Raw genomic sequence first — 21,886 nt, forward strand, 5'->3', positions numbered from 1 at the left:
GTCATGAACGTCAGCCAGCCAAGGCCTCCTTCGCGTCAATGTTTGCCGCAATGTGTGGAGCCATAACTCGCGCGACTTCTTTGAAAACCGGGATTGCCACGCTGTTTCCAAACTGGCGGTAAGCCTGAGTATCAGAAACCGGAATCACAAAATCGTCGCGGTAGCCCATCAGGCGCGCGCATTCGCGAGGAGTCAGGCGCCTTGGGTTTTCACCTTTTCCTTGTTCAATCAGGATCTCAGAGCCATCTTTGTGATACCGGGCAGAAAGAGTACGGGCTACATCGTTCGGTCCAAAGACACTGCATCCGAAACCATTACCTGCTTTCGCATGCTTTTCTTTGTAGTCCTGCAAATACTGCCAAAGATGGTCTGAAAGCGTGTACTTCGGGTTGACTGAACCGATATCACACAAGGTGTATGGGTCTTCTGGTTCCTCTGTCCCGTCTTCCGGGTGGAGAATGGTAGAGAGTTTAAACGAGCCTTTTTGCGGCAGTTCCAGACTTGAAAAGTCAAAGCCTGTATCATGCAGAAAGCCCACAAGAACGATCCTCTGGCGATGCTGCGGCAGGAAATGCTGTGCATCAATGATCTGCGACTTTACCGAGTAACCGAGTTCCTCAAGAGCGCCGATGATGACCTTAAAGGTCTTACCCTTGTCGTGACTGCGGAGATTTTTGACGTTCTCCAGCATGAAAGCTTCAGGGCGATGGTGTTTGAGTATTCTCACGACATCGAAAAAGAGCGTCCCTTGCGTCTCATCCAAGAAGCCATGCGCACGCCCCAGAGCGTTCTTTTTCGACACACCGGCGAGGCTGAAGGGCTGGCAGGGGAAGCCAGCACAAAGAACGTTGTGTTCTGGAACGTCAACTGCATCGATGCACTGAATGTCGCCGTCGATTGGCCGGTTGTCTTTGTAGTTTGCCTCATAGGTCTGCCGCGCAAACTTGTCCCATTCAGAGGTAAACACGCAATGTCCGCCAATGCGCTCCATTGCCTGCCGAAGGCCACCAATGCCAGCAAACAGATCAATGAATGTGAAACCTCGGGGCATTTGCTCTTCCTCGCTTGGGCACACCGTATATCGACAGCCTTGCTCGGTCCAGGCAGAAGTGCTCGAGGAGTGCAGGGAAGGCTTAGCACAACAGCGGGCCCTATCAGTCTGTGCGCTTTTCTCTTAACATTCAGTCAACGACTGCTTGGTGCAAATTTGGTGCAAATCTTCTCTGCAAACAGCGTCAATACGGACACTCCACATAGAGCGGCATTAGAAAACCACAACTTAACAGCCTGTTGACTATGTTGAGTATACAGGCTTTCCGTGGAGCTCTTTCTTTTAATCAGTGGGTCGCAGGTTCGAATCCTGCACGGCTCACCACTAAACCAAATGATATCAATAGCTTGCAGGGGACCCCCCTTTGCTCGTCTGTGTCATTTAGTTTGCCGCGAGCAACACGGAAGCAACGTGACCGACCTTTCCAGGCGGAATCGCTGTTGCGGATGCATCACGGTGGTTTGCCCCGATCATTGCAGCATTGCCTGCGAGATTTGACCCTCCTCCGCTCTTAGGCTGAAACAAAAGAGGTCTGATGGGCGAAGAGTGGACCTTCGCTGCGGTCGGTCCGAAAGTCTCTTACGCGGGACAAACCCGTCATTAGCATCACAACAGGCAACGATTGCTTTCAGCCTACAGTGGACATCTCGCTTAATCACCTAGGATGGGAAGCAGACTCTCTCTGCTGTTCTAACGAACCTCTGCATTTGCGTCAGTATATACAACAATTTTGAATGTCTTTTCTGGCAACGATCATTGGTTGCGGAAACCATCGGTCGGTTGCCCTGAAGAAAAACCGGGCTGTGATCTTCACACCCCGGTCTCGCTTCAGCGGAAGAACTTGTGACGACTCGTGTGCCGTCAATGTGCTATCATGACATGCCTAACTGCTGTGTAGTCCTCAAGCGCATACATGGACATGTCTTTTCCATATCCCGATTGCTTGACTCCGCCGTGGGGCATTTCCGTGGTTAGCATAAAGTGTGTGTTGACCCATGTGCAGCCATATTGGAGACGTGCACAATTATCCATGGCTTTACCGATATCACTCGTCCAAACCGATGAGGCCAGACCGTACTTGCTGTCATTGGCCCAGTTGATGACATCGTCGTCTTCGCCAAAGCGTGTGACTGACACGACCGGACCAAACACCTCACGTTGTACAATTTCATCGGTTTGCAGAGCTCCTGCAACCACCGTGGGTTGGTAGTAGAAGCCGTTGCCCTCGTGCAGGCTGCCGCCTGTTGTTATTTCCATGTGGCTCTGTTCCGAGGCGCGCTGGACAAAACTCGCGACACGATCCCGTTGCCGCTGGCTGATGAGTGGAGGGATTTCGTTTACGGTGTCATCGTCATTGTCATATTGGATGGACGCGGCAGCGTTTGACAGATCAGCCACAAGGTTGTCGTAAATTTTGGACCCGGCATAGATGCGGCACGCAGCGGTACAGTCTTGACCCGCATTGTAATAACCGAACGCCTTCAACCCTTCTACCACCCGGGCTAGATCGGCATCATCATGAACAATGACCGGTGCCTTTCCGCCAAGTTCCAAGTGTGTGCGCTTGACTGAATTGGCGGCGGCTACAAGCACTTTCTTGCCGGTCGCGATGTCGCCGGTAATCGAAATCATGTCGACCCCCGGATGATTGATGAGCGTATTACCTACGCTTCCGCCCTGACCGACGATCACGTTCAATACGCCTTTGGGCAAGATATCGTTCAAGATATTCGCCAGCTTCAGTGCCGTGAGCGGTGTTTGTTCTGACGGTTTCATAACGACCGTGTTGCCGCCTGCAAGCGCAGGTGCCAGCTTCCACGCCATCATCATCATTGGATAGTTCCAGGGGGCAATGGAGGCGACAACGCCGATTGCATCCCTACGGATCATAGAGGTGTGCCCCTCAAGGTATTCCCCTGCGACCGGGCCGTTCATATTGCGCACGGCCCCTGCGAAAAAACGGAAGCAGTCTGCAACGCCGGGTACTTCTTCGTTACGCACCTCGTTGATGGGCTTGCCGCAGTTCAGGGCTTCCAGCTGTGCCAGCTCTTCGAGGTTGGCATCAACGGCATCCGCAATGGCCAGCAGAATGGCCGACCGTTCGCCGGGCGTGGTACGCGACCACGCCGGGAACGCTTCACGAGCTGCCGCGACCGCGCTATCGATCTGCTCGGGGCTGGCCTCTGGCATTTGCAGGATTACTTCGCCGGTTCTCGGGTTAAGGACGGTTTCGGTCATCTCTGTGCCCGCCTCAAAAGCACCATTGATCAGCATGTTGGTTTCCATGATTTTCTCCCTGTTCTTATTTGCCCTGTCCGGCAACCGTGTCAGTGCCGCGGGTGAGATAGTAGGCGCCGAGGATCGGCAGAAAAGTAACGATGACCACAACCATGGCCACCACGTTGGTGACGGGGCGCTGACGCGGGCGCACCAGTTCTTCGAGCATCCAGATCGGTAGAGTCTGCTGTTGACCGGCAGTAAATGTTGTCACGATAACCTCGTCAAAACTGAGGGCAAAGGCGAGCATGCCACCGGCCAGAAGTGCCGTGGAGATGTTGGGAAGGATGACATGCCGGAAGGTCTGAAAGCTCGTCGCACCAAGGTCCATCGAGGCCTCGACCAGAGATCCCGACGTGCGGCGGAACCGGGCAACGGCGTTGTTGTAGACCACCACGATACAGAAAGTCGCGTGACCCAGAACAATCGTCCAGAAACTGAACGGGATGTCGGCGAGGTTAAAAGCCGACCGCAGCGAGATGCCGGTGACGATCCCGGGCAAGGCGATCGGCAGGATCACCAGCAGCGAGATAGCTTCGCGACCGAAGAAACGGGTCCGGCTGACAGCCGCGGCGCATAGCGTGCCCAGGATCAGCGCGATCACGGTCGAGATCGATGCCACCTTGGCCGAAAGCGCCAGCGCTTCCCAGACGTCGGGGCGGTTCCATGTCACACCGAACCACTTCAGCGTCAGTCCGGGGGGCGGCCACTGATAAGATTTGTCTTCGGTGGTGAAGGCATAGACAAAGATCAGGAGGATCGGCAGGTGCATAAAGGCGAGGCCAAGACCCGCGGCGATTTTCAATCCGGTGGAAGCGCGATCAGAGTGCATCGAAAGCTCCTTTCCGTTTGGCGATCCATAGGTAGATTCCCATGATGACAATCGGAACAACGGCGAAGGCGGCAGCCAGCGGGATGTTCCCGGCGGTGCCCTGGTAGGCATAGACGGCCTGACCAATGAACCGGCGCGACGACCCTACGATCTGAGGAATGATGTAGTCGCCTAGCGTCAGGGAGAAGGTGAAGATGGATCCGGCAATAACCCCAGGCAATGCGAGCGGCAGCAGCACATGCCGAAAGCTTTGCCCCGGCGTGGCGCCCAGATCGCCCGATGCTTCCATCATCGAGGGCGGTACGCGCTCCAACGCGGCCTGTATCGGCAGGATCATGAACGGGAGCCACACGTAGAGGAACACCAGAAATGTACCTGTCCAACTGACGGAAAGCGAGTTGCCACCGATGATCGGCAGCGACAGGTAGGCCTCAAGCAGCCAACTCAGATGCAGCGTCTCGAACAGCCAGTTCAGAATGCCTTCTTTCGCCAGGATCAGTTTCCATGAATAGACCTTGACCAGATAGCTCGACCACAAGGGCAGCATGACGCCAAGATAGAAAATGGCCTTCCACTTTCCCCTGGCGTAACGCGCCGCGTAATAGGCTATCGGAAAGCTTACAATTGCCGCTGCGATCGTCACGGCCGAGGCCATCAGGAATGTGCGAACAATGATGTCGAAATTGGCAGGCGTGAACAACTCGCTGTAGGTCTTGAGCGTGAACTCATAGATGATAAGGCCCGAGAATTCGTCGATTGAAAAGAAGCTCTGAGCCAGCAGGGCAAAGAGCGACCCGAGATAGACGACACCCAGCCAAAGCGCAGGTGGTGCGATCAACAGTAGGATCGTCAACCGCGGGTTTCGCCACAACGTGTCGGATATCCGCGTCAGAACGCCGTTGCGATCTGTATCAAGAACACCATCACTCATCCGCCTGCTCCATCAGGTGGATGTCGTCGTCGGCCCAGCTCACATGGGTGTGTTCCCCGACCGGCGGAATTGCTTGCCCCTTGGGTAAAAGGGCGATCATCTGAATACCATCAAGCTCCAACGAGACTCTGGTCGACGTGCCGATAAAGCTGGTTGCCCGGACAGTGGCAGGCAGACCTTCTTCGCCGAGCCTTACCGCTTCGGGGCGAACGGCGGCATTGGCCCAGATACCCTTCGTCTTTTCAGTAACATGCGGCGGCAGCACGTTGGACGATCCGACGAAATCTGCAACGAACGGCACTTCGGGCCGATAGTAGATATCTTCCGGCTTGCCGACCTGAACGATCTTGCCTTCGTTGAATACGGCAACCCTATCGGCCATCGAAAGTGCTTCACCCTGATCGTGGGTGACAAAAACGAAGGTAATTCCAAGCTTGCGCTGCAACGCCTTTAGTTCTTCCTGCATCTGCTCACGTAGCTTGAGATCAAGCGCGCCTAAAGGTTCGTCCAGAAGAAGAACCTTGGGTTTATTGACCAAGGCCCGCGCCAAGGCGACCCGCTGCCGCTGACCGCCTGAAAGCTCCGAAGGTTTACGCCCGCCGTATCCCGGCAAAGCCACCAACTCCAACGCTTCTTCTGCTGCCTGATGCCGTTCCTTCTTGGACATGCCCGCGATCATCAGACCATATGCAACGTTGTCTAGAACATTCAGATGGGGGAATAGCGCATAGTCTTGAAAAACAGTGTTCACGTGGCGCTTGTAAGGCGGCACGCCTTGCGCCGGCTGGCTAAAAATCGATATCTCGCCCGCTGTCGGTTGTTCGAAGCCGGCAATCAAACGCAAACAGGTCGTTTTGCCTGAGCCTGACGGTCCCAGCATGGCAAAGAACTCACCTTCCGCGATGTTGATATCGACCTCGTCGACTGCGCGAACAGATCCGAAATGGCGCGATACGCCGGTAAATGAGACTGCTGATGTCATGGGATTTCCGTTTGGTTTGCCGGCCCCCCTGAGGGGAGACCAGCGTTGGCATTGAATGTCGGTTTTACCGGCCGCCGATCACGCCGATATAGTCCGATACCCAGCGGTAGTAGGGCACACAAGTTTCCTGGCTCTCACATTTGGATACCGGTGTCTGCCAGAACTTGATGCGTTCGAATTCATCCATGCCGTTCTTGGTGCATCCTTCGGCAGTTTGCATGCCTCGACCATCGGTACAGGCCGCCGGAACAGCCGGGTTGGCGCCGAACCAGACCGACAGGTCCGATTGAAGGTTCGAAGACAGAGTATGCTCCATCCACATATACGAGCAGTTGGGGTTTTCCGCATCCACGTGCATCATGGTGGTATCTGCCCACCCGGTGGCGCCTTCTTGCGGAATGACCGACGCGACCTTGGCGCCGTCACCTTGCAGTAGGTTCACCTGGAACGGCCATGAACCGGAGGCGACCATGCCTTCGTTCTTGAAGTCGTCGATCTGGATGAATGCATCGTGCCAGTAGCGTGACACCAGTTCGCGCTGGCCACGCAGCAGGTCCAGAGCAGCGTTGTACTGATCCTGGTTCAATTCGTAGGGTGAAGTGATGCCCAACTCGGGCTTGTGAAACATCAGGTAGTTGGCGGCATCCGCGATGTGAATCGGGCCGTCATAAGCCTGAACCCTGCCCTTGTTGGATTTGCCGTCAGACAGCATCGTCTCTTCGAACACGACCGACCAGCTTGTGGGTGCTTCGTCAAAGGCTTCCGTCGAGTACATAAGCACGTTCGGGCCCCACATGTAGGGCGTGCCATAGTGGGTGGCGTTCACATAGTGCCAAGGTGCTTCTTTGAGGCGCTCGTCGACACTGCCCCAGCTCGGGATCAGGTCGATGTTCACGGGTTGAACGCGTTTGCCCGCTATCATGCGCAATGAGGCATCGCCCGAAGCCGTCACGAGGTCAAAACCTCCCTCGTTCATCAGTGCTACCATTTCGTCGCTGGTGTTGGCGGTTTTAACCTTGACCATACAACCGGTGGCTTCTTCGAATTTGGTGACCCAGTCGAAGGCTTCCACCGTTTCGCCACGTTCGATGTACCCCGGCCATGCCACGATGTTAACCTGACCTTCGCCAGCTCCTATTTCAGTGACCATATCTGCGGCCAGTGACGGCGCTGCAATGGTTATCGCGCACGTAATCGCCGTACAGGATTTTAGGACTTGTCTCATGCTTCGCTCCCTGAGATTTGAAAATGATTGGGGAGGCCCTATCGGCCTTTTACATAGCCAAGCATGTGTAAGGGTCTCAGAATTCGCAAATTCAATTATCAGAAAAGTGATATCGGAAAAACAGATAGCGACTGGCGGTTATGCTTTAGTGCTATGGATTCCCTGAACAATATCGATGAAATCCTTGGCCGCGGGGGATAAAGGAGACCCCTTTCGCCAGACCAATCCTAGCTGAACCGAAGGCAATGTCCCGGAGATATCGCGCGATTCAATCCGATCTCCTTCGAGAGACCATGGGCGATACACGAGATCTGGAAGCACAGCGATTCCCGCTCCGGTCGCCACAAGGCTGCGTACCGCTTCCACCGATCTGGTGCGGAAAGCCACCTTCGGCCTTACCCCCGGGGAAGCGAGGAATTTGATGGCCGCTTCGCCCATTTCATCGATGTCCAATGCTATGAGAGGATCTCCAGCGAGATCTTCGACGCTGATGCTATCCTTTTTTGCCAAATCATGCCCGATGGGCAGCCAAAGTCGGTAAGGCGAAACATCAAGAATCTCAACGTGGAGCGCCAACTTGTCCAAATGGTCGGAAATGACCATGACGGCGACATCCAGTTCGCCACCGATCAAAAGGTGCTCCAAGTACCCACCATTGTCTTCAATCGCGGTCACGTCCACTTCCGGGTTCGCACGCCGGAACCGCGCGAGCAAATCAGACAAGACATAGCCTGCCATCAAGGAGGTTACCCCAAGGTGCAATGTTCCTTGGATTTCCTGCTCCTTGATTTCAAGCGAACGCCGCGCTTCGGAAACTTCAGATAAAATGGAAGTTGCGTGACGTAGGAATTGATGCCCTTTGTGTGTGATACTCAAGCCCCGTGAATGCCTCGCAAAAAGCTTTACTCCGAGGTCTTCTTCCAGAAACTTGATCGCCTCTGTCACGGCAGACTGAGAGATTGCCAAAGATTGCGATGCACGACTAATGGATCCGTTTTCGGCAACGGCGACAAAATACTGAAGCTGTCGGATTGTGAAGGCCATTCGAAAGGTCCTTGTGTAGCCCTGTTTGACGGGTCCAGTGCGATTGTTAGTGCATGATTGGCTTGGTTGCCATCGAGATGGTGTTTTCTGGGCCAGAGGGGCGTTAGCCTAGAATAGCATGTGTTCACTTTGCCGGTCGCCGCCTTGACGGAAGAGCTGCGCGACGCACAACGACACACTAGATGGTTACGGTACGGTAGTAATCCACGCCCTCCAAGTCTGCTTACTGCGCATAGCTGTTATTCAAAGGTTGCGCAACATCGGCCAAAATGGGCTCCTAGCCGCCATGCGGCGGCGCGGCGTGTTGATCGCGGCCCAGGACGGCAGCCAGCGCGCGCTAGCGGCCGGAGACAGCCCAAACACGACATTCAGCTTTCCGATAGATCGCAAGGGACGCTCAAGCAGGTCCGGCGGAAACCGGTCATTCGCTGCAGTTGTGAAAGGCATTTCCAACTCATTGAAAGCAACCATTCCACGTCAGCAAACCACACGCGGGAAATCCACCCAAGCCTTGAACGACGCTTGTTTCGTCCTATCTGCGCGAATGGTTGCGGAATCGGCAACATCGCCGGAGTAATCCAGGCGTCGGTCACGAGGAACCAAGAGGAGAGCCGCAAGAACGCGAGCATATCGCCGAGAAGGAGTGAAGCTTAGGCTCCAGCCGGAATGTCGATTGGCACGGCTATTTGGTTTTCAATTTCAGTCCTGAGATCCACTTCTTCCTCCGCGCGCAAGTTGAGAATAAGCGCGTAACGTACGGTTCGATCATACCGGTTAAGGGCGGCTTTTTCACGCCACCAACCTCCGACGGGAAACACAGCCATTCCATTCAGGTCAGCTAAATCCGAGGCCACACCCCGCCAGATGTCCGAATGCAATGACCCAAGGCCACGCAGCTTTGGCCCAAGCATCCAGCCGTCACCGCCGCCACCTCCTTGGGAGCTTTCAGGTTCGCGCGCGGCGGCATTGATGCGACGCCGGAATCGCTGCAGGCTTTCATCCGGTCGCTTGAGGGCAAATCGCAGACCATGACCGGGATATGATACCCGAAAAGGCCATGATGCGATTGCCTCGCGCGGCGCTCATGCCGTCATACCCCCGAGAAAGAATGCCATGCCCTGCAAGCCCACGAGCGCCGGAGCTATCGCCCGGAACGAGGCGGTCAATGCTTCGCGGTATCTGGGCCGAGCACTGTGGAGACGTTGGAGCGCATACCACCGACGAAGCCGCGTCGAAACCAAGATGCATTGTATCAAGTTGCTGGGGCAAAGCCTCATGGCGAAGGACTCCGACCGACACGTCGCGGAAATCCAGGTCCGCATCGCCGTGCTCAATCGCTACACCGCTCTGGGCATACCCGTCACAGTGCCCGTAGGATAAATCCGTCCCGGGAAAGGGGAAGTCCGCTCACATCCCTATTTGTGCGACAAAGCCGGTTCACCGCCAGCCCTTCCTGTGCGGCAAAGCCCATTTCCTGGGACACAATCAACGGCGCGGCGTCCACCAGGGGAATGAACCCGACAGAAAGCACCGCACCGATCATGACAAAAGTCCCGCAGCCGTCACCAGCGCCTGTGCCACGTCTGCCACGCGCTTGCCCTGGTCCATTGCGGTTTTCCGCAACAGGGCATAGGCGGCGTCCTCTTCGATACCGCGCGCTTTCATGATCATGCCCTTGGCCCGGTCGATCACCTTGCGCTCTTCCAGGGCGCGTTTGGTGGTTTCCAATTCCGTGCGCATCCGGCTGAACATGTTGAACCGGGTCAGGGCGGCGTCGAGGACCGGTTTGAGCCGTTCGGGTTGCAACGATCACTTCGCGGCAGACTGTGCTGGAGTATACCGCACAGCAATACACCGCGCCGTAGTGCGCAAAGTGGTTGATCAGGGGCCAGCATCACTCGTGCCGGTAAATGGCTAATTGTGAAGCAGCCAACGAAGAGCTGGTGCCTCTTGCCACGTTCTCAATTGGCCTCGATGTGCAGCCGCTCGCACAGCAATCCGGCAAAGCGCAATGGTGCTTGGAGCGCACCCCTGCCAACTTGGACGGCGATCCTCGTTCACGCTGCCGACTGGTTGCGTCGGTTGTCTAATACCAGCGATACTCGTAGCGGCAGATCAGAAGGCCAATAGCCGTGCGTCGACACACTTTGACACGGCGCTTTCTCTTCTTCTTTGCAGTCTTCTTCTTGACCGGGTTTTTCGCGATGTAATCGACATAGAGCGCCTCGCTTTCCTGGTTCAGCGCAAGCAGCTGCGTGCCAGACAGGAATCCCGAATCTGGCATGCCATTGGCCTCTTGCCACGACGAAATGGCTGTTCTCGTATTTGCGCCGAAAACGCCATCCACCCCATTGGTATCGAAACCCAGAAGCGTCAATCGCCTCTGGATTTCCCTGCGCTTGTCCCGATCCAGCTTCATGGCATTTTCTGTCAGTTTCGTTGCGACAACAAAATTCGGCTTTGGCGGCACGACACTGGGCTGCACAGCGGCAACAACGGGTTGTGCCGGCGACGCTTTTGGCGCCTCGACACGCTCGACGGACTTCACCCCACCCGCTGTGAACACCACCTTCAGGTCTCTGGCCTGGCCGTCGTTGGGATAAGGCGAACAATCCTCCAGGGCGACAATCCCACTGAGGAATAGACGTCGAATCTGGGCGGTTTCCGCAGATGTGCCCACGCGTTTGGGAATCCCAGACAAGTGCCCGGCACCATCAAGGGCAAACTCGATCGCCACGCTCTCACTTGGAGGAATGTTGCTTGGTTTCCGAAAACACGTCCCAAGCGCCATCTTGATGATTTGCTCCTGTTGTCCGTCGGGGTTGATCGAGACGCTGGGGATCACCGGTTCGACATCGCGCGGCTGCGTGGCGGTTTCGGGTTCGTCCGGTGTGGCCTCGGGTTCTGCGCCGCCTGACGGCTGCAACGCATTTGTGATCGCTTGCAGCGCTGTCGTCGCAATTCCCGGGCGCGGGCTTGTCGCGGTCCCGGGGGCAGGGGTTTCGGCTGACGCTGCCGTGTCGGTCTGTCCAGAAGCCTGCGGTGTTGCCCCCGGCAACGGTTGCGGGGCGGCCGGGGCAACCGGAGCGACAGGCTTCGGCGCGGCGGACAATTGTCGATCAAGCTCGGCCACGTCCAACTCGCCGATCTTGTCTTGCAGCAAAATCCGAACCGCCAGGTCAGAAGCGGGAAACTCGTTCACGATCCGGTCGAGCTTTTGGCGGGTTTGCACGAACACATCGCGCTCGTTGGTATCCTGCCCGGTCAGGTACAGCTTCGTTGCGTCTTCCAAAAGTATCTCGGGGGTCGTTTGTGCGGTCTGGGACATCGCGGTCGAGGGAAAGATCCCGGCGCCGCTAACACAGACCAGGACCGCCAAAACGCGCAGAACGTGTTCCATTTGAGTCTTCATGCTGTACCCCCGGGCTTCATTTCCAGCGCAGCGTTCCGCGCGCTGATTCCCACATTAGTTTCTTCTGCAGTTTAGAACCATGTTTCCTTGCGAAAAGGACAGCAGCGTTGCCCGAGAGGAAACGCGCCGGTTCGCTGCAAACTGCTTGGCATCCCGTTTCGGAATGCGGCAGGTCACAAGAAGGTTCACCTGATTGTGAGATGCCTTGGGCACGGCCGAGCGCAGCGCGTGCCATGCCGATCCGCTGGGTTGGCGGGTATAAAACACGTCTACGGGGTCGGTTGATTTGGTACGCCACGCAACTGAAAACTGGTCGCTGGCAAAGGTCGGTTTTCTCCAGGGAAACGTGATCGTCACCCCTTCCGACAATGCGATCAGGCTTTTGATATGCAAAGACCGCATCGCATCTGCCAGGTTCCTGAACTCTCCCCCCCGGCTTATCAGGGCCTGCAGGTTTCGCGTGCGTTCGTTCTCCAGAAAGAACCGAAGGTCATTGGCAAACCTGCCGCGGCTTTTGGATCGTACCGCCGAATCCCTCGAGCGCTCGCTGCGCAACACCTGCGCATTTTGCGAGCGGACCGAAACATTGCCTGCCCGGTGCCGCACCACCAGTAACGGGCTCTTTGACCGCTGCAAAAACAGGCTGAGATCAATCGGCACGTCCTGCGCGGGTCGGCAGATGTCCCGGGCAACCGGCACGGCGGTTTTCGCCAGCCTCTCGTAGACAAGTTTCTCGCCCACCTCGATATTTCCAGGAATCGTCAGTGTCAGTTCCGCGGACGCGACCTCTTCCGCGCTGCGCGGGATACCCTTGTTTGCCGTCATGCATTCAACCCGAAGCGCGTAGTCGAACTTGGGAAAACTCCAGTAGAGGCGTCCGCCGCGTGTTTCAATTCCCCGGCCAACGCCAACCGGAACCGCACCCATCTTGCCAGTTTTGTCGATGAAATGAATCTCCCCGCGCCCACGCGCAACCCCACCGGAACAGGATCCCTGGTTCCATACATAGGAATAAGCCTGATCGACTTCCGGGTGCCCGGCGCCAACGTTGCATGTCTTGGACCCCAAGACATATCGGGCCGGTGTCACCCTGCCGGACAACGGGTTGTCGTCTGCAAGCGACAGCTGTGCCGTCCCGCGGGCATACTGTACCCAATCGTTGGCTTGTGCCTCTGGATCCGCAGGCAACGATTTGGAAATGCTCAGCAACGGATTGTCATGCCGGTCGAATGCGACAAACTCGGCGTTGTCGGCCTTGCAGACAATCGGCCGCGCGCATTCTGTTTCCTGTCCATCGGGCGTATCCAAACACAACAGGCGATCACGAATTTCGATATATTGCGCGCGGCGGGTTCCGTCGGCGAAGAAACGCGAACTACGAACTTTGTCGCCTGTCTTGCCAAACGGGCCGATGACTTCGCGATACAACTCCTTGCCGTCCGCATATCGGCGGATTTCGTAACCCGACAACCCGGCGAGGTCCCGTTGCGTCACCGGGCGTCCAAGTTCGCCACAGAACGCGGCCACGTTCCGGTCGATTCCATCAAGCTTCAAATGCAACGAGGGCGGGGATGTCCCCTCCGCGCCCGACGCGGAATCAGCGGTATCCTGCGCAACGGCAACGCCGGCCACGAATACGGCCGCCAGATGTGCGCAGGCAAAGATGGATGTTTTCATTGCATACCCCTGAAATCCCCCGGGCTGTACCCCGCCTTGAGCCCCCGACACGCGGGCAACGCGCCTTGACGTTCCTGTGACTTGCCGGGTCATTCGCTTGCCGCCTTCCTGTCCGCTTTCACCTCCTGCCCGAATTCGATTTCGATCTGTCTCGGTCCAGAAAGATGCGACGGCAATACCTTGAACAGGTCTCCTTCGCAGGCCTGCAGCTTCTTAACCAGGCTGCGAAGCTTGTTTTCTGCCGGCACCGCCTTGATCCCGTCGGCATAGATCAGGTGCGTCAGGCTTGAATAAACCCCCCCGTCCCTGCCGAACCCAAGCAGAACCCTAAGGGTGAACTGTTGGTTCGAACCCCAGCCGGTGCATTGCTGGACCCGGCGCAGGATCGACACCGCATCCTCTTTGCTCAACGCGTCCCGGTCTGCAAGTTCCTCAAAGCTTCCAAGTTCATACGCATCGGTCGCGGCCAAGATCTCTTCACCCGTGTCGCGTAGAATGGTCACGCCGAGCGTTTCGCTGAGCACGGCAAGCTCGATGGGAATAGAAAACGACACTGACTCACCCGAACCAGTGGGTCTTTTCGCCAACCGGCCGTAGGTCGTGGTTCTCTTGGACGAAAAAAGCGGTTCGCACGCGCTGCATTTCCGACTCGCGTCCAGGCGGACAATTAGTTTGTCGGCCTTGGTCAGATCCTTGCCGTCCCGGCCTTCCAGACTAAAGACGGAAACATCAACCTCAAAGCCGTCTTGTTCCCGTTTCAGCTCTATTTGAAATCCGCCGTGTTTCTTGTCGGAGTTTTGGAACACCCTGGCCCGCTTGCGCACTGGCAGCTCGGACAACAACGTTTCGGGATATAATGTCAGACCACCCACCGTAGCCACCGGAGACATCAGAACATCAAACCCACCCGAGCGCAGCCTGTCCGCAAACATCTCGGACTTGATCCAAGCGGCCGGATCGCTCCAGCCGGTCAGAAAGGTCTCGTCCTTGCTCCAATCCCCCAATGCAAGTGTGGAATGCCACAGCGGGTGGAAGAAGGTTTCGCTTTCAAAGTGGCGGATTTCGAAATGCACGCCGCACGCATCGGCCGCACCGGTCTTTCCCGCGCCCCCAAGGATCGTGCCCGAGGTGACCTTTCCCAACGCAACCACCGGGGTCTTGTCGAGGTGGAAATAGGCGCTGAAAACCTCTGTTTCATCAACCGTCGTATGGCGGATGATCACAGCATTGCCGATGTCGGCATAGGCCGGATCACCGGCTTTGACCACCGCGACCACCTCACCATCCTTGGCGGCTTGGACCTCGGCACCACAAGGCGCGTGGATGTCGACACCCGGATGGGTGCGCTGACCGTTGGACGGAAACGCCGCGTGTTCAAAGGCCCCGTCAGTCGACCCGCCCGGAACAACCCGTTCGAACCAGTTTTCCTCGGTGACAGGGGCCGGGCCCGCGGCTTCGGGTTCTGGCGTCGCAGCGGTTTTCGTTTCCCCGTCCTCCACAACGGCCTCGACCGCAGCGTCCTGCGTTTCCGGTTTGGGGGCCGGGTCGGCTGCAGGCGTATCGCCGGCAATCCCCCTGAGCACATTTACGTCAATCGCGCCAAGCGGCTGACCCTGCGTGATACGCTGAGCCGGAAGCGATGATGGATAGGCCTGAACGATCAGGTCGAGAATGCGCAGAATATCGCGCGCGCGCGCCACACGTTCGGTCCCTTCCAGGGTTCCGAAATCCTTGTGCAGCAGCAGCGCCTCGGCAAAAGCGATATTCGCGGCGCTGTTGTCCTGATCCTGTGCCTGCACTGCAACTGCGGAGGTAAACAGCCAGAGGCTCGTCGTCAAAACAACGGCAAACGACAGTCTGCGTCCCGCCTTCGCCGCGCAAGAGCCGTTGACCTGACGCATCAACTGGACAAACTGAAACTGCATTGAACCTCCCGATCCTTCCTGTTGATACGCGCCTGCATGGGTTGATCGCCTTCGAGGGTTCCGTCCTCGGCAAGAGACAGAACAAATGCCGGGGGCACCGGATCGCGAAGCTTGATTGCGTGTGGCGCGACGAAACGGAACTTCAATGGTGGCGTCAAAACATCAGAGACCAGCACAACTTCGGCAGGGGTCGCATTGTCGTATTGGGAACCGCGATTGACCCAAAGGCTTGCCCTGAACCCGTTTGACAAAACCTCGTCAAATTGCAGCTCAACGCGGCGGTCAAAGCGCAGGTTCGGATCCTCCTTCGCCGTGCAATTCACCTGCCCGTGCCAGTTCTTCGGTAGCTTGTCCAATTGGGCGATCCGGTCTTCGCGCATCTTCTGGAAGGTGGCGAGCGCCGCCTTGTCGGCCAGGGCAATCCCTCCAAGCAACCTGGCCAAAGCGTTCTGGTTCTGCTTGATGTCGGTTGCCATCTCGACCTGGCGCGCCAACGCCTGGCGCTCGACCGCCAGGCCGGTTTCCAGTTCCGAGATTTGCTGGCGTTGCCGGACAATGAGTTCACCCCGCGTCTTTGCATGCTCGGTCACGATCTTCAAAAGTTCGGCTGCAGCATGTTCCCGCTCGGCGCGCAGGTCCGCCGCAATTTGCTGTTTCAAGGCATCCTGTTGCTTGCGCCCGGTTTCACGAACCCGCTCCAGCGCCTTTGCCGACTGCCGTCCAAGTGTCGCAGCCTCCTCGATCAGCCTGGCATCGGAAACCTGTTTCAGCTTCTTTTCCGCCTCGGGTGAGCCAACGATCAAAGGCGGCAGATCGAACCGCTTCAGTGGGAGTCCGAACGCCTGGGTATCATGCGACAGGCTGATACCACTTTTCCAAGCGCCGCTCTGCCAGGTCAGGTCGATCACCGCATGCAGGTCGACGGTATCTTCGCGGGCCAGCGTATCGACAACAAGCTGGAACGGACCAACCTGTTCCAGCGGGGCATAAAGGTTTTCACGTGTCGCAATCTGCAGCTCGGCGCGGAATATCTGTCGGTTCTTGTCGCCGGTCACGTTTTTCTCCGGCTCTCCGACGGTAAACTTGGAAATCGCCCAATAGGGTGGCAGTTCATTTTGAACCAGCTTTTGCAATTCCGACCGGCGCGGCGCATTCTGAGACATCGCGGGATCGAAAGGAAAAACGGTCAGGACTACGGCAACCGAAACCAGCCAAAGAAGGCCAATTCGACAAGGGTTTAAATTACGGATCAAGCGCAGCAATTTGAAAGGCCCCCCACAGCCAAATGTATCTTTCCAATGTGTTTTTTGTCAAAACTTCCCAAGTGCAGGATTTAGGGTCATTGTTATTGCAACAGCACCAGTTCGTCCACGTCCGAGTGTTTTTCAGTGGCAATTCAATAATAACGCGGAGCTTTGCATGATCTGCCCAATTCCGAAACAGCGTCACCCTTCCGTTCAATCCAGGGTGCAGACATGCAAAGGATAAAGGTCACCAGTCGCACGCCTATCGCGAAGTCGGCACAACGAACGGCAACACGTTGCCCCTCCAGCCTGTTGATGGCTGCCGGCATTCTTTTTGTCACCTGTTCCGCCGTGGCGGCACAAATTGACCGAACGGCTCCCAACCTCGGCACGGCTGCCGCTCAATCGGCCGACAGCCTTCGGCACCTGTCCGGATCTGCTGAAAACACCCCAATCCTGGCGTCGCAAACAACCAATTCCCAATCGTCCGGCGCGTCGCAGACCTCCACTGCTGATGCCAACCTGCTGTTTGGCCAGGCCATCCGCCTATATGCACAGGCGCTCGGACAACCCGAAACCGAACGGGCAGATATCTACAAGAACATTCTGGCAATCATCGACCGGATTGCCGCCGAGTTCCCCACGTCGATCCCCGGACAGAGGATAGCTCAGGGCCAGCCGCTGGGACCGATTGACGTTGCCGCGTTGCGCGCCGCCGTAGCCAAACCCGCCGCATCACCGCAAACCGCCCCAACAATGACCCACGCACAGGCCAAGGCCACCGAGCCAACGCCACAAGTGATCACGCCGGACTGGGTCGAACGTATCGTGCCCGGGGGCAAGCTTGGCGGGGGCTATTCACATGGCCAGTACCCATCATGGGGCAAACGCACCCATCCCGGTATCGACATCGGCGGTGGCTGCGGTCTTCCGGTCCTGTCCGCTGGGGCCGGGCGCGTGACCCGGGTTGTGTCCAAACCGCGGGGCGTTCCGCGCATTGACGCGATTTGCGCCAACGCCAGCGAACGCAAGGCGGCCGCCGACGCAGTGCGCGACTACTGCGCCGTCGGTAATGCCGTGGTGATCGACCATGGCCAAGTGAACGGCAAGCCGACCTATACGGCCTATTTTCACCTTGCCGGCACCCCCGAGGTCGAGCCCGGGCCAATCGTTTCCGGCGCCCGCATCGGTGTGACCGGGGATACCGGCGCCGCCCAGGGCTGCCACCTGCATTTCGAAATCCGCCACTTTGAAGGGGTTCGGCAACTCTATCACCCGACATGGGGCAACATCTACGGCGCGGGCGATCAATCCAGCGGGGCTGTTCTGACAAGCGACTGGACGAACCCGGGCGATTGGTTCGACACGCCTCAACCGGTGGCAACCATCTCCTCGGTACCAGTACAAACCAGCACAAGCAGCGCGAGTCCGGGTAAATGGGGACCGGACATCGTTCCCGACCCGTCAATCGAAATTGGCTACCGGCCCTGCGCTAAGGAAGATCGTACGCCCGCCTGCCTCAAACGTATCGGCCTTTCGAAAGCGGCAATCACATTTTCCTATACCTTCGAAGGTGACTACTCGGGTACGACAGTTGCCAACTATTTTCAGGAGTTAGGAGAAATTGATCTCGCGGTCGCCGAAATTGCCGGAGCAGGCGTTTATTTCCAACCAGTGCTTCTGAACGGATCGCTGGACTTCTCACCGGTCGAAGGCGCTCGGAACCTTAAGGCTACGTTCCGTGATGCGACCAGCCGCAAGATGCTGCGAAAGTTCCCCAAGGCACAGAACTGGGCATTGAACATCAATTCGCACCGCCTGCTGTCTGACGGAACACAGCGCTTCGCGCTGAGCGAGATGGTCACGGATTTCTGTCGCGCCTGCCCCATCCTTGGCACCGCGGTTTCGTATCTGGAAATAGGGCCATCCACCGGCGGGCGGCTTGTCCGTCGCCCAATTGGACTACTGCTGGGCGATCCGGATGACTCAACGGCTATGTCGGTGGACGTCCTACGTAACAACCCCGACAGCCTCCAGGTCATGCTCAACATCAATGGTTACGAGGCCGGCGAGATGGACGGTCATCCGGGTCCACAAACCCGACAGGCCCTGATGGAGTTCCAGGTCGAGCACTGCCTGCAACCGACCGGCCAACCGGACACGGCAACCTTGCGCTACCTGCTGAATGCCGACGGTTTCAGCGCACCTTGCGCCGGGGCACGCTTGCCTGACGGGATCACCGCGAACACGCCGCTGAGAACCGGAATCTACGTTGATGATCCGTCTTTGTGTAAGCTGGAATCACTACCGTTCGAGACAAGCCATCTGCGGCAACGCATTATCCGCGGGGCCTCCACGACCTGGGGCCATGAGGGCGGTTGCCAAACTGCCCGAACCGATATCCGAGATGGTGTGACACTGTTTCGGGGCACCTGCCACGAAGGCAATCAGAGCAACAAGGCCCGATGGAGGTTCGACATCGTTTCGAGCGAAAGCTTCATCGACCTGGACATGCCCACCGCAATCAAGCGGGATTCGGCGCCTAGACGGTTCACCATATGCCCTTACGACAGCGTATTGCGAACAGCATGGTCAGCCTGGTTCCCGGAAACAAATGCCGCAACCGGGCAGCCGACGACCCCATCACATTCAGCTGAATATGACACGATCCAGACCGTCCAGCTTTTTGGCGGCCAGGGCCTGTCCGGCAGTTTCAAGATCGGTGTCCGACGCGGCAGCACCGCCGTCACCTTTGATCTGGTCGGCATTCAGGGGCGCCAACAGTCCAACATGAAGTTCAATCCCGTTGAACCGCATGAAGCATTCGACCTGTCGCTAAGCGTATCCGCTGGCAAGGAGTGCAAGGACTGCAAAGCCGTCCTCAGCGAAAACTCGGGCATAGCCGCGGTTTTGAGCAACGGCCTTTTGTCGCTACGCCGTCCGACGCAAGGCGTCACGATTTCCTATGATGCGTTGGCCGGGCTCGACACAATCGGGTTCTCGCTGTTGTCGTCAACGCGAACATACGGCGACGGCGACCGGGGGCGGACGCTTTTTCTTTCACCCTTCAAACTGCCCGTGTCACGTGTTCTGCCCTCTTCGAACCAGGCTCCAGCAAACTCTGTAAACGCGACGTTGTCGTCTTACCGGGCCACGTTCAATCGGATGTGCTCTTTGCCAAGCGTTCGAGAATCCGGGCTAAAGTGCCCCAAAATCGTGGGCGCCTGCGAAGGCGAAGGCTGTATCGGCCGCGGCCCCTTCAGAGCGCGGGAAACTGTATCGTTGGTCGAAGCGCCGGGCAGCAACAAGGTGGTGGCAACCATCAGACCGCGCGAATGGGTTTTTTCCGAACATGCCGAAGTCTGGTTGGCGCCGTGCAAATCACGCTTTGTCAAATCCCTCGACGGGCTTACTGGAGCAAAGCGGCCCAGACCGGGCGATATCCTCTGGCGGCTCAATTACATCGGCGAGGGGTACAGCGTCTTCCAGTCGGGAAACCGTCTGGAACAGTTCTTTGACCCTGAGTTTCAAGACCAGCCCGGGGTAAGCGATCCGTCGATCAACCCCTGCCATCACGACAACAGGCAGCGGTGGTACCTGATCACGACCGAGGCCGGAACGCGCGGCTGGGTCCAGCCCGCCAATCAGTTCGACGGCATGGGCCATTTCAGCGGTGACGACATGAGCGGCGCACCGCAATGGGTGCTGAACCTCAAGAAGACGGGCAAGAACTACTACGGTCAGCCCAACCTCTATTCATTGGTTCTCGAAACACCCGCGTCACCAGTGACAAACGGTCAGTCGGGACGCTATTCCGCACCCTCGGGCACAATGTGGGTCCAGGTTGCCTCGCGAAACAATGTCGAAGAAGCCATCGCCGTGGCGCGGCAAACCGGCCAAGGTGCCCGTATATTCAAATCGGCCAACGGCTGGTATGCCATCACCGCGGCGCTGCTGAGCGAACCCGCATACGAGCATGGCGGTTTCGCCCAACTCGTTACCTCCCAGGGCTGGCCGCACGACAGCCTTCTGACCCGTGGTAAAAAATACGTCGAAGAAATCACGCTGGACCAAGGCGGTGCGACCGCTGCGGCCTTCACTCGCACCAAAGTGATCCGGCAAACCTGGATCCAAGTTCGCACCTGGCGCAACAACGCACCCGCCTATGACAAGGTGCGATTGGCGAAAGCCGGGGAAGACATCATTGTCTACGGCAAACCCGACAATATCGGCGATTGCCTTGTGGACAGTCACGAAGGCGTTTTCGCAAAATGCGCTGACCTGGCTGCGTTTTCCCAGCCTGAACCCATGACTGCCTCGGACCCCACAGCGAAAACACCCGCCGAGCCGAAATACACCGCCGAAGACATACGCGCCTGGCACTATTACGACGAGGCGGGCGGCGACAAGATCAGGGACGCCTACCGCAGCCTGATTTTCGAGAAGCAGAACACCCAATGGATGCTGCAGATTGTTGGCGTCATGAACAGGATAGACGACGACACCTCGCCGGATCAGATTCTTGCCTATCTGGACGCGATCATGAAAAAGATGATGTTGTCGCGCGAAATCCTGACCCTGACCGCCGGCATCCCGCCGATTGAAAGCTCTAGTCATGGCGAGTTCTATACGCTTTGGCTGCTGAACACGGCGCGCAGCAAGAATCAGAAACCATCCTTCCCCTACGCCGACCTCGAGGCCTCGGGCTTCAAGAAGCTCAGCCCGCAAAAAAGCGCGTTCCACGCAATCGGCCTTGATGCTTCTCGGGTGGAAAAGTGGGTTCACGGCGACGGGCGCGAACATGTTTTCCTTCGCGGCAGTGATGACAAAACGACCATCGTGTTCGACGGCCGGAACAACGGCACCTTCAATTACTGCGGTTTGCCTGCCTGCCACATGATGCTGGATATCCTGCCTTGGGTGAAATGGGGCGCGGCACAGAACGATCCCTCGACCGCACAACAGCGGGCCGTGCTGTTCAGGGACAGCCTGCTGGCGTCCAACTACTCCTGGGAGGATCTTCTCGGATTCTTCTGACGGACCCTGCACGCGAACCGCCCGCCCGGGCCGCGTCATGCAGCGCCATCCGACATCATGACACCGGCAACAACCCCGGTCTGACGCCGTCACTCAAGCCGCAAACCCTAAATCCTGCGCCCAAAACGCGCATTTACCATTCCGTTCTGGACGCAAGGGCAATCCGCCGCTAAAGAACGCGCACGAAGGGCTGCGGGATTCTGCGGCCCGTTACGCGTAGGCCGGTTTTCGGCCTGGAAAAAACGGAGA

General features: G+C 57.4%; 13 protein-coding genes and 2 pseudogenes. 2 read left to right on the forward strand and 13 right to left on the reverse strand.

Annotated features, from left to right (window positions below; all coding sequences use genetic code 11):
• Positions 1-10: 10 nt before the first annotated feature.
• The 7 genes from dcm to RXV86_RS09865 all read right to left on the reverse strand — a co-directional run bounded on the left by dcm (position 11) and on the right by RXV86_RS09865 (position 8,342).
• Positions 11-1,051 (reverse strand): DNA (cytosine-5-)-methyltransferase, encoded by a 1,041-nt coding sequence (gene dcm / locus RXV86_RS09835; RefSeq protein WP_316299323.1) that lies wholly within the window; start codon positions 1,049-1,051, stop codon positions 11-13.
• Positions 1,052-1,912: 861 nt separating this feature from the next.
• The gene (locus tag RXV86_RS09840; RefSeq protein ID WP_316299324.1) at positions 1,913-3,337 is read right to left on the reverse strand and encodes a gamma-aminobutyraldehyde dehydrogenase; all 1,425 of its coding nucleotides are present in this window, start codon (positions 3,335-3,337) and stop codon (positions 1,913-1,915) included.
• A gap of 16 nt (positions 3,338-3,353) precedes the next feature.
• Complete coding sequence (locus RXV86_RS09845; RefSeq protein WP_316299325.1) at positions 3,354-4,160, reverse strand: ABC transporter permease; 807 nt, start codon at positions 4,158-4,160, stop codon at positions 3,354-3,356.
• Positions 4,150-5,091: an ABC transporter permease gene (locus RXV86_RS09850; RefSeq protein ID WP_316299326.1), complete on the reverse strand. Its 942-nt coding sequence runs from the start codon at positions 5,089-5,091 to the stop codon at positions 4,150-4,152. The genes RXV86_RS09845 and RXV86_RS09850 overlap by 11 nt, the downstream gene beginning before the upstream one ends.
• On the reverse strand, positions 5,084-6,073 hold the full coding sequence (locus tag RXV86_RS09855; RefSeq protein WP_316299327.1) for an ABC transporter ATP-binding protein: 990 nt from the start codon (positions 6,071-6,073) through the stop codon (positions 5,084-5,086). Before RXV86_RS09855 ends, RXV86_RS09850 begins: the two co-directional genes overlap by 8 nt.
• 64 nt (positions 6,074-6,137) lie before the next feature.
• Complete coding sequence (locus tag RXV86_RS09860; protein ID WP_316299328.1) at positions 6,138-7,298, reverse strand: ABC transporter substrate-binding protein; 1,161 nt, start codon at positions 7,296-7,298, stop codon at positions 6,138-6,140.
• A 138-nt stretch (positions 7,299-7,436) separates the two neighbouring features.
• Positions 7,437-8,342, reverse strand: a complete 906-nt coding sequence (locus RXV86_RS09865; RefSeq protein ID WP_316299329.1) for a LysR family transcriptional regulator — start codon at positions 8,340-8,342, stop codon at positions 7,437-7,439.
• Positions 8,343-9,380: 1,038 nt separating this feature from the next.
• Here RXV86_RS09865 and RXV86_RS09870 point away from each other — a divergent pair.
• Positions 9,381-9,722, forward strand: a pseudogene (locus RXV86_RS09870) (transposase); the annotation flags it as partial.
• On the opposite strand, the gene RXV86_RS22065 reads toward RXV86_RS09870, so the two are convergent.
• The 6 genes and pseudogenes from RXV86_RS22065 to RXV86_RS09895 all read right to left on the reverse strand — a co-directional run bounded on the left by RXV86_RS22065 (position 9,703) and on the right by RXV86_RS09895 (position 16,519).
• Complete coding sequence (locus tag RXV86_RS22065) at positions 9,703-9,885, reverse strand: ABC transporter substrate-binding protein (protein WP_367575558.1); 183 nt, start codon at positions 9,883-9,885, stop codon at positions 9,703-9,705. The pseudogene RXV86_RS09870 and the gene RXV86_RS22065 overlap by 20 nt on opposite strands.
• Positions 9,882-10,148: pseudogene (locus RXV86_RS09875) on the reverse strand (ANTAR domain-containing response regulator); the annotation flags it as partial. The gene RXV86_RS22065 and the pseudogene RXV86_RS09875, both read right to left, overlap by 4 nt.
• Positions 10,149-10,428: 280 nt before the next feature.
• A complete protein-coding gene (locus RXV86_RS09880) occupies positions 10,429-11,754 on the reverse strand; it encodes a peptidoglycan-binding protein (RefSeq protein WP_316299330.1) in 1,326 nt (441 codons plus the stop codon).
• Positions 11,755-11,808: 54 nt separating this feature from the next.
• Positions 11,809-13,431 (reverse strand): hypothetical protein, encoded by a 1,623-nt coding sequence (locus RXV86_RS09885; protein ID WP_316299331.1) that lies wholly within the window; start codon positions 13,429-13,431, stop codon positions 11,809-11,811.
• Between the two features lie 89 nt (positions 13,432-13,520).
• The gene (locus tag RXV86_RS09890; RefSeq protein ID WP_316299332.1) at positions 13,521-15,356 is read right to left on the reverse strand and encodes a M23 family metallopeptidase; all 1,836 of its coding nucleotides are present in this window, start codon (positions 15,354-15,356) and stop codon (positions 13,521-13,523) included.
• Positions 15,332-16,519, reverse strand: coding sequence for a hypothetical protein (locus RXV86_RS09895; protein WP_316299333.1), 1,188 nt, complete (start codon positions 16,517-16,519; stop codon positions 15,332-15,334). Before RXV86_RS09895 ends, RXV86_RS09890 begins: the two co-directional genes overlap by 25 nt.
• 396 nt (positions 16,520-16,915) lie before the next feature.
• Between RXV86_RS09895 and RXV86_RS09900 the strand changes: the two genes are divergently transcribed.
• The gene (locus RXV86_RS09900) at positions 16,916-21,637 is read left to right on the forward strand and encodes a peptidoglycan DD-metalloendopeptidase family protein (protein ID WP_316299334.1); all 4,722 of its coding nucleotides are present in this window, start codon (positions 16,916-16,918) and stop codon (positions 21,635-21,637) included.
• Positions 21,638-21,886 lie beyond the last annotated feature (249 nt).

The sequence above is a fragment of the Aliisedimentitalea sp. MJ-SS2 genome, assembly GCF_032586155.1.
In the GTDB taxonomy this organism is placed as follows: Bacteria; Pseudomonadota; Alphaproteobacteria; order Rhodobacterales; family Rhodobacteraceae; genus JAWHTC01.

Bases quoted from the DNA above. Each gene is read 5' to 3' on its own strand.
- dcm (WP_316299323.1), bottom strand. From the start codon at position 1,051: ATGCCCCGAGGTTTCACATTCATTGATCTGTTTGCTGGCATTGGTGGC.
- RXV86_RS09855 (WP_316299327.1), bottom strand. From the start codon at position 6,073: ATGACATCAGCAGTCTCATTTACCGGCGTATCGCGCCATTTCGGATCT.
- RXV86_RS09840 (WP_316299324.1), bottom strand. From the start codon at position 3,337: ATGGAAACCAACATGCTGATCAATGGTGCTTTTGAGGCGGGCACAGAG.
- RXV86_RS22065 (WP_367575558.1), bottom strand. From the start codon at position 9,885: ATGATCGGTGCGGTGCTTTCTGTCGGGTTCATTCCCCTGGTGGACGCC.
- RXV86_RS09850 (WP_316299326.1), bottom strand. From the start codon at position 5,091: ATGAGTGATGGTGTTCTTGATACAGATCGCAACGGCGTTCTGACGCGG.
- RXV86_RS09885 (WP_316299331.1), bottom strand. From the start codon at position 13,431: ATGAAAACATCCATCTTTGCCTGCGCACATCTGGCGGCCGTATTCGTG.
- RXV86_RS09845 (WP_316299325.1), bottom strand. From the start codon at position 4,160: ATGCACTCTGATCGCGCTTCCACCGGATTGAAAATCGCCGCGGGTCTT.
- RXV86_RS09880 (WP_316299330.1), bottom strand. From the start codon at position 11,754: ATGAAGACTCAAATGGAACACGTTCTGCGCGTTTTGGCGGTCCTGGTC.
- RXV86_RS09865 (WP_316299329.1), bottom strand. From the start codon at position 8,342: ATGGCCTTCACAATCCGACAGCTTCAGTATTTTGTCGCCGTTGCCGAA.
- RXV86_RS09860 (WP_316299328.1), bottom strand. From the start codon at position 7,298: ATGAGACAAGTCCTAAAATCCTGTACGGCGATTACGTGCGCGATAACC.
- RXV86_RS09900 (WP_316299334.1), top strand. From the start codon at position 16,916: ATGGCTGCCGGCATTCTTTTTGTCACCTGTTCCGCCGTGGCGGCACAA.
- RXV86_RS09895 (WP_316299333.1), bottom strand. From the start codon at position 16,519: ATGTCTCAGAATGCGCCGCGCCGGTCGGAATTGCAAAAGCTGGTTCAA.
- RXV86_RS09890 (WP_316299332.1), bottom strand. From the start codon at position 15,356: ATGCAGTTTCAGTTTGTCCAGTTGATGCGTCAGGTCAACGGCTCTTGC.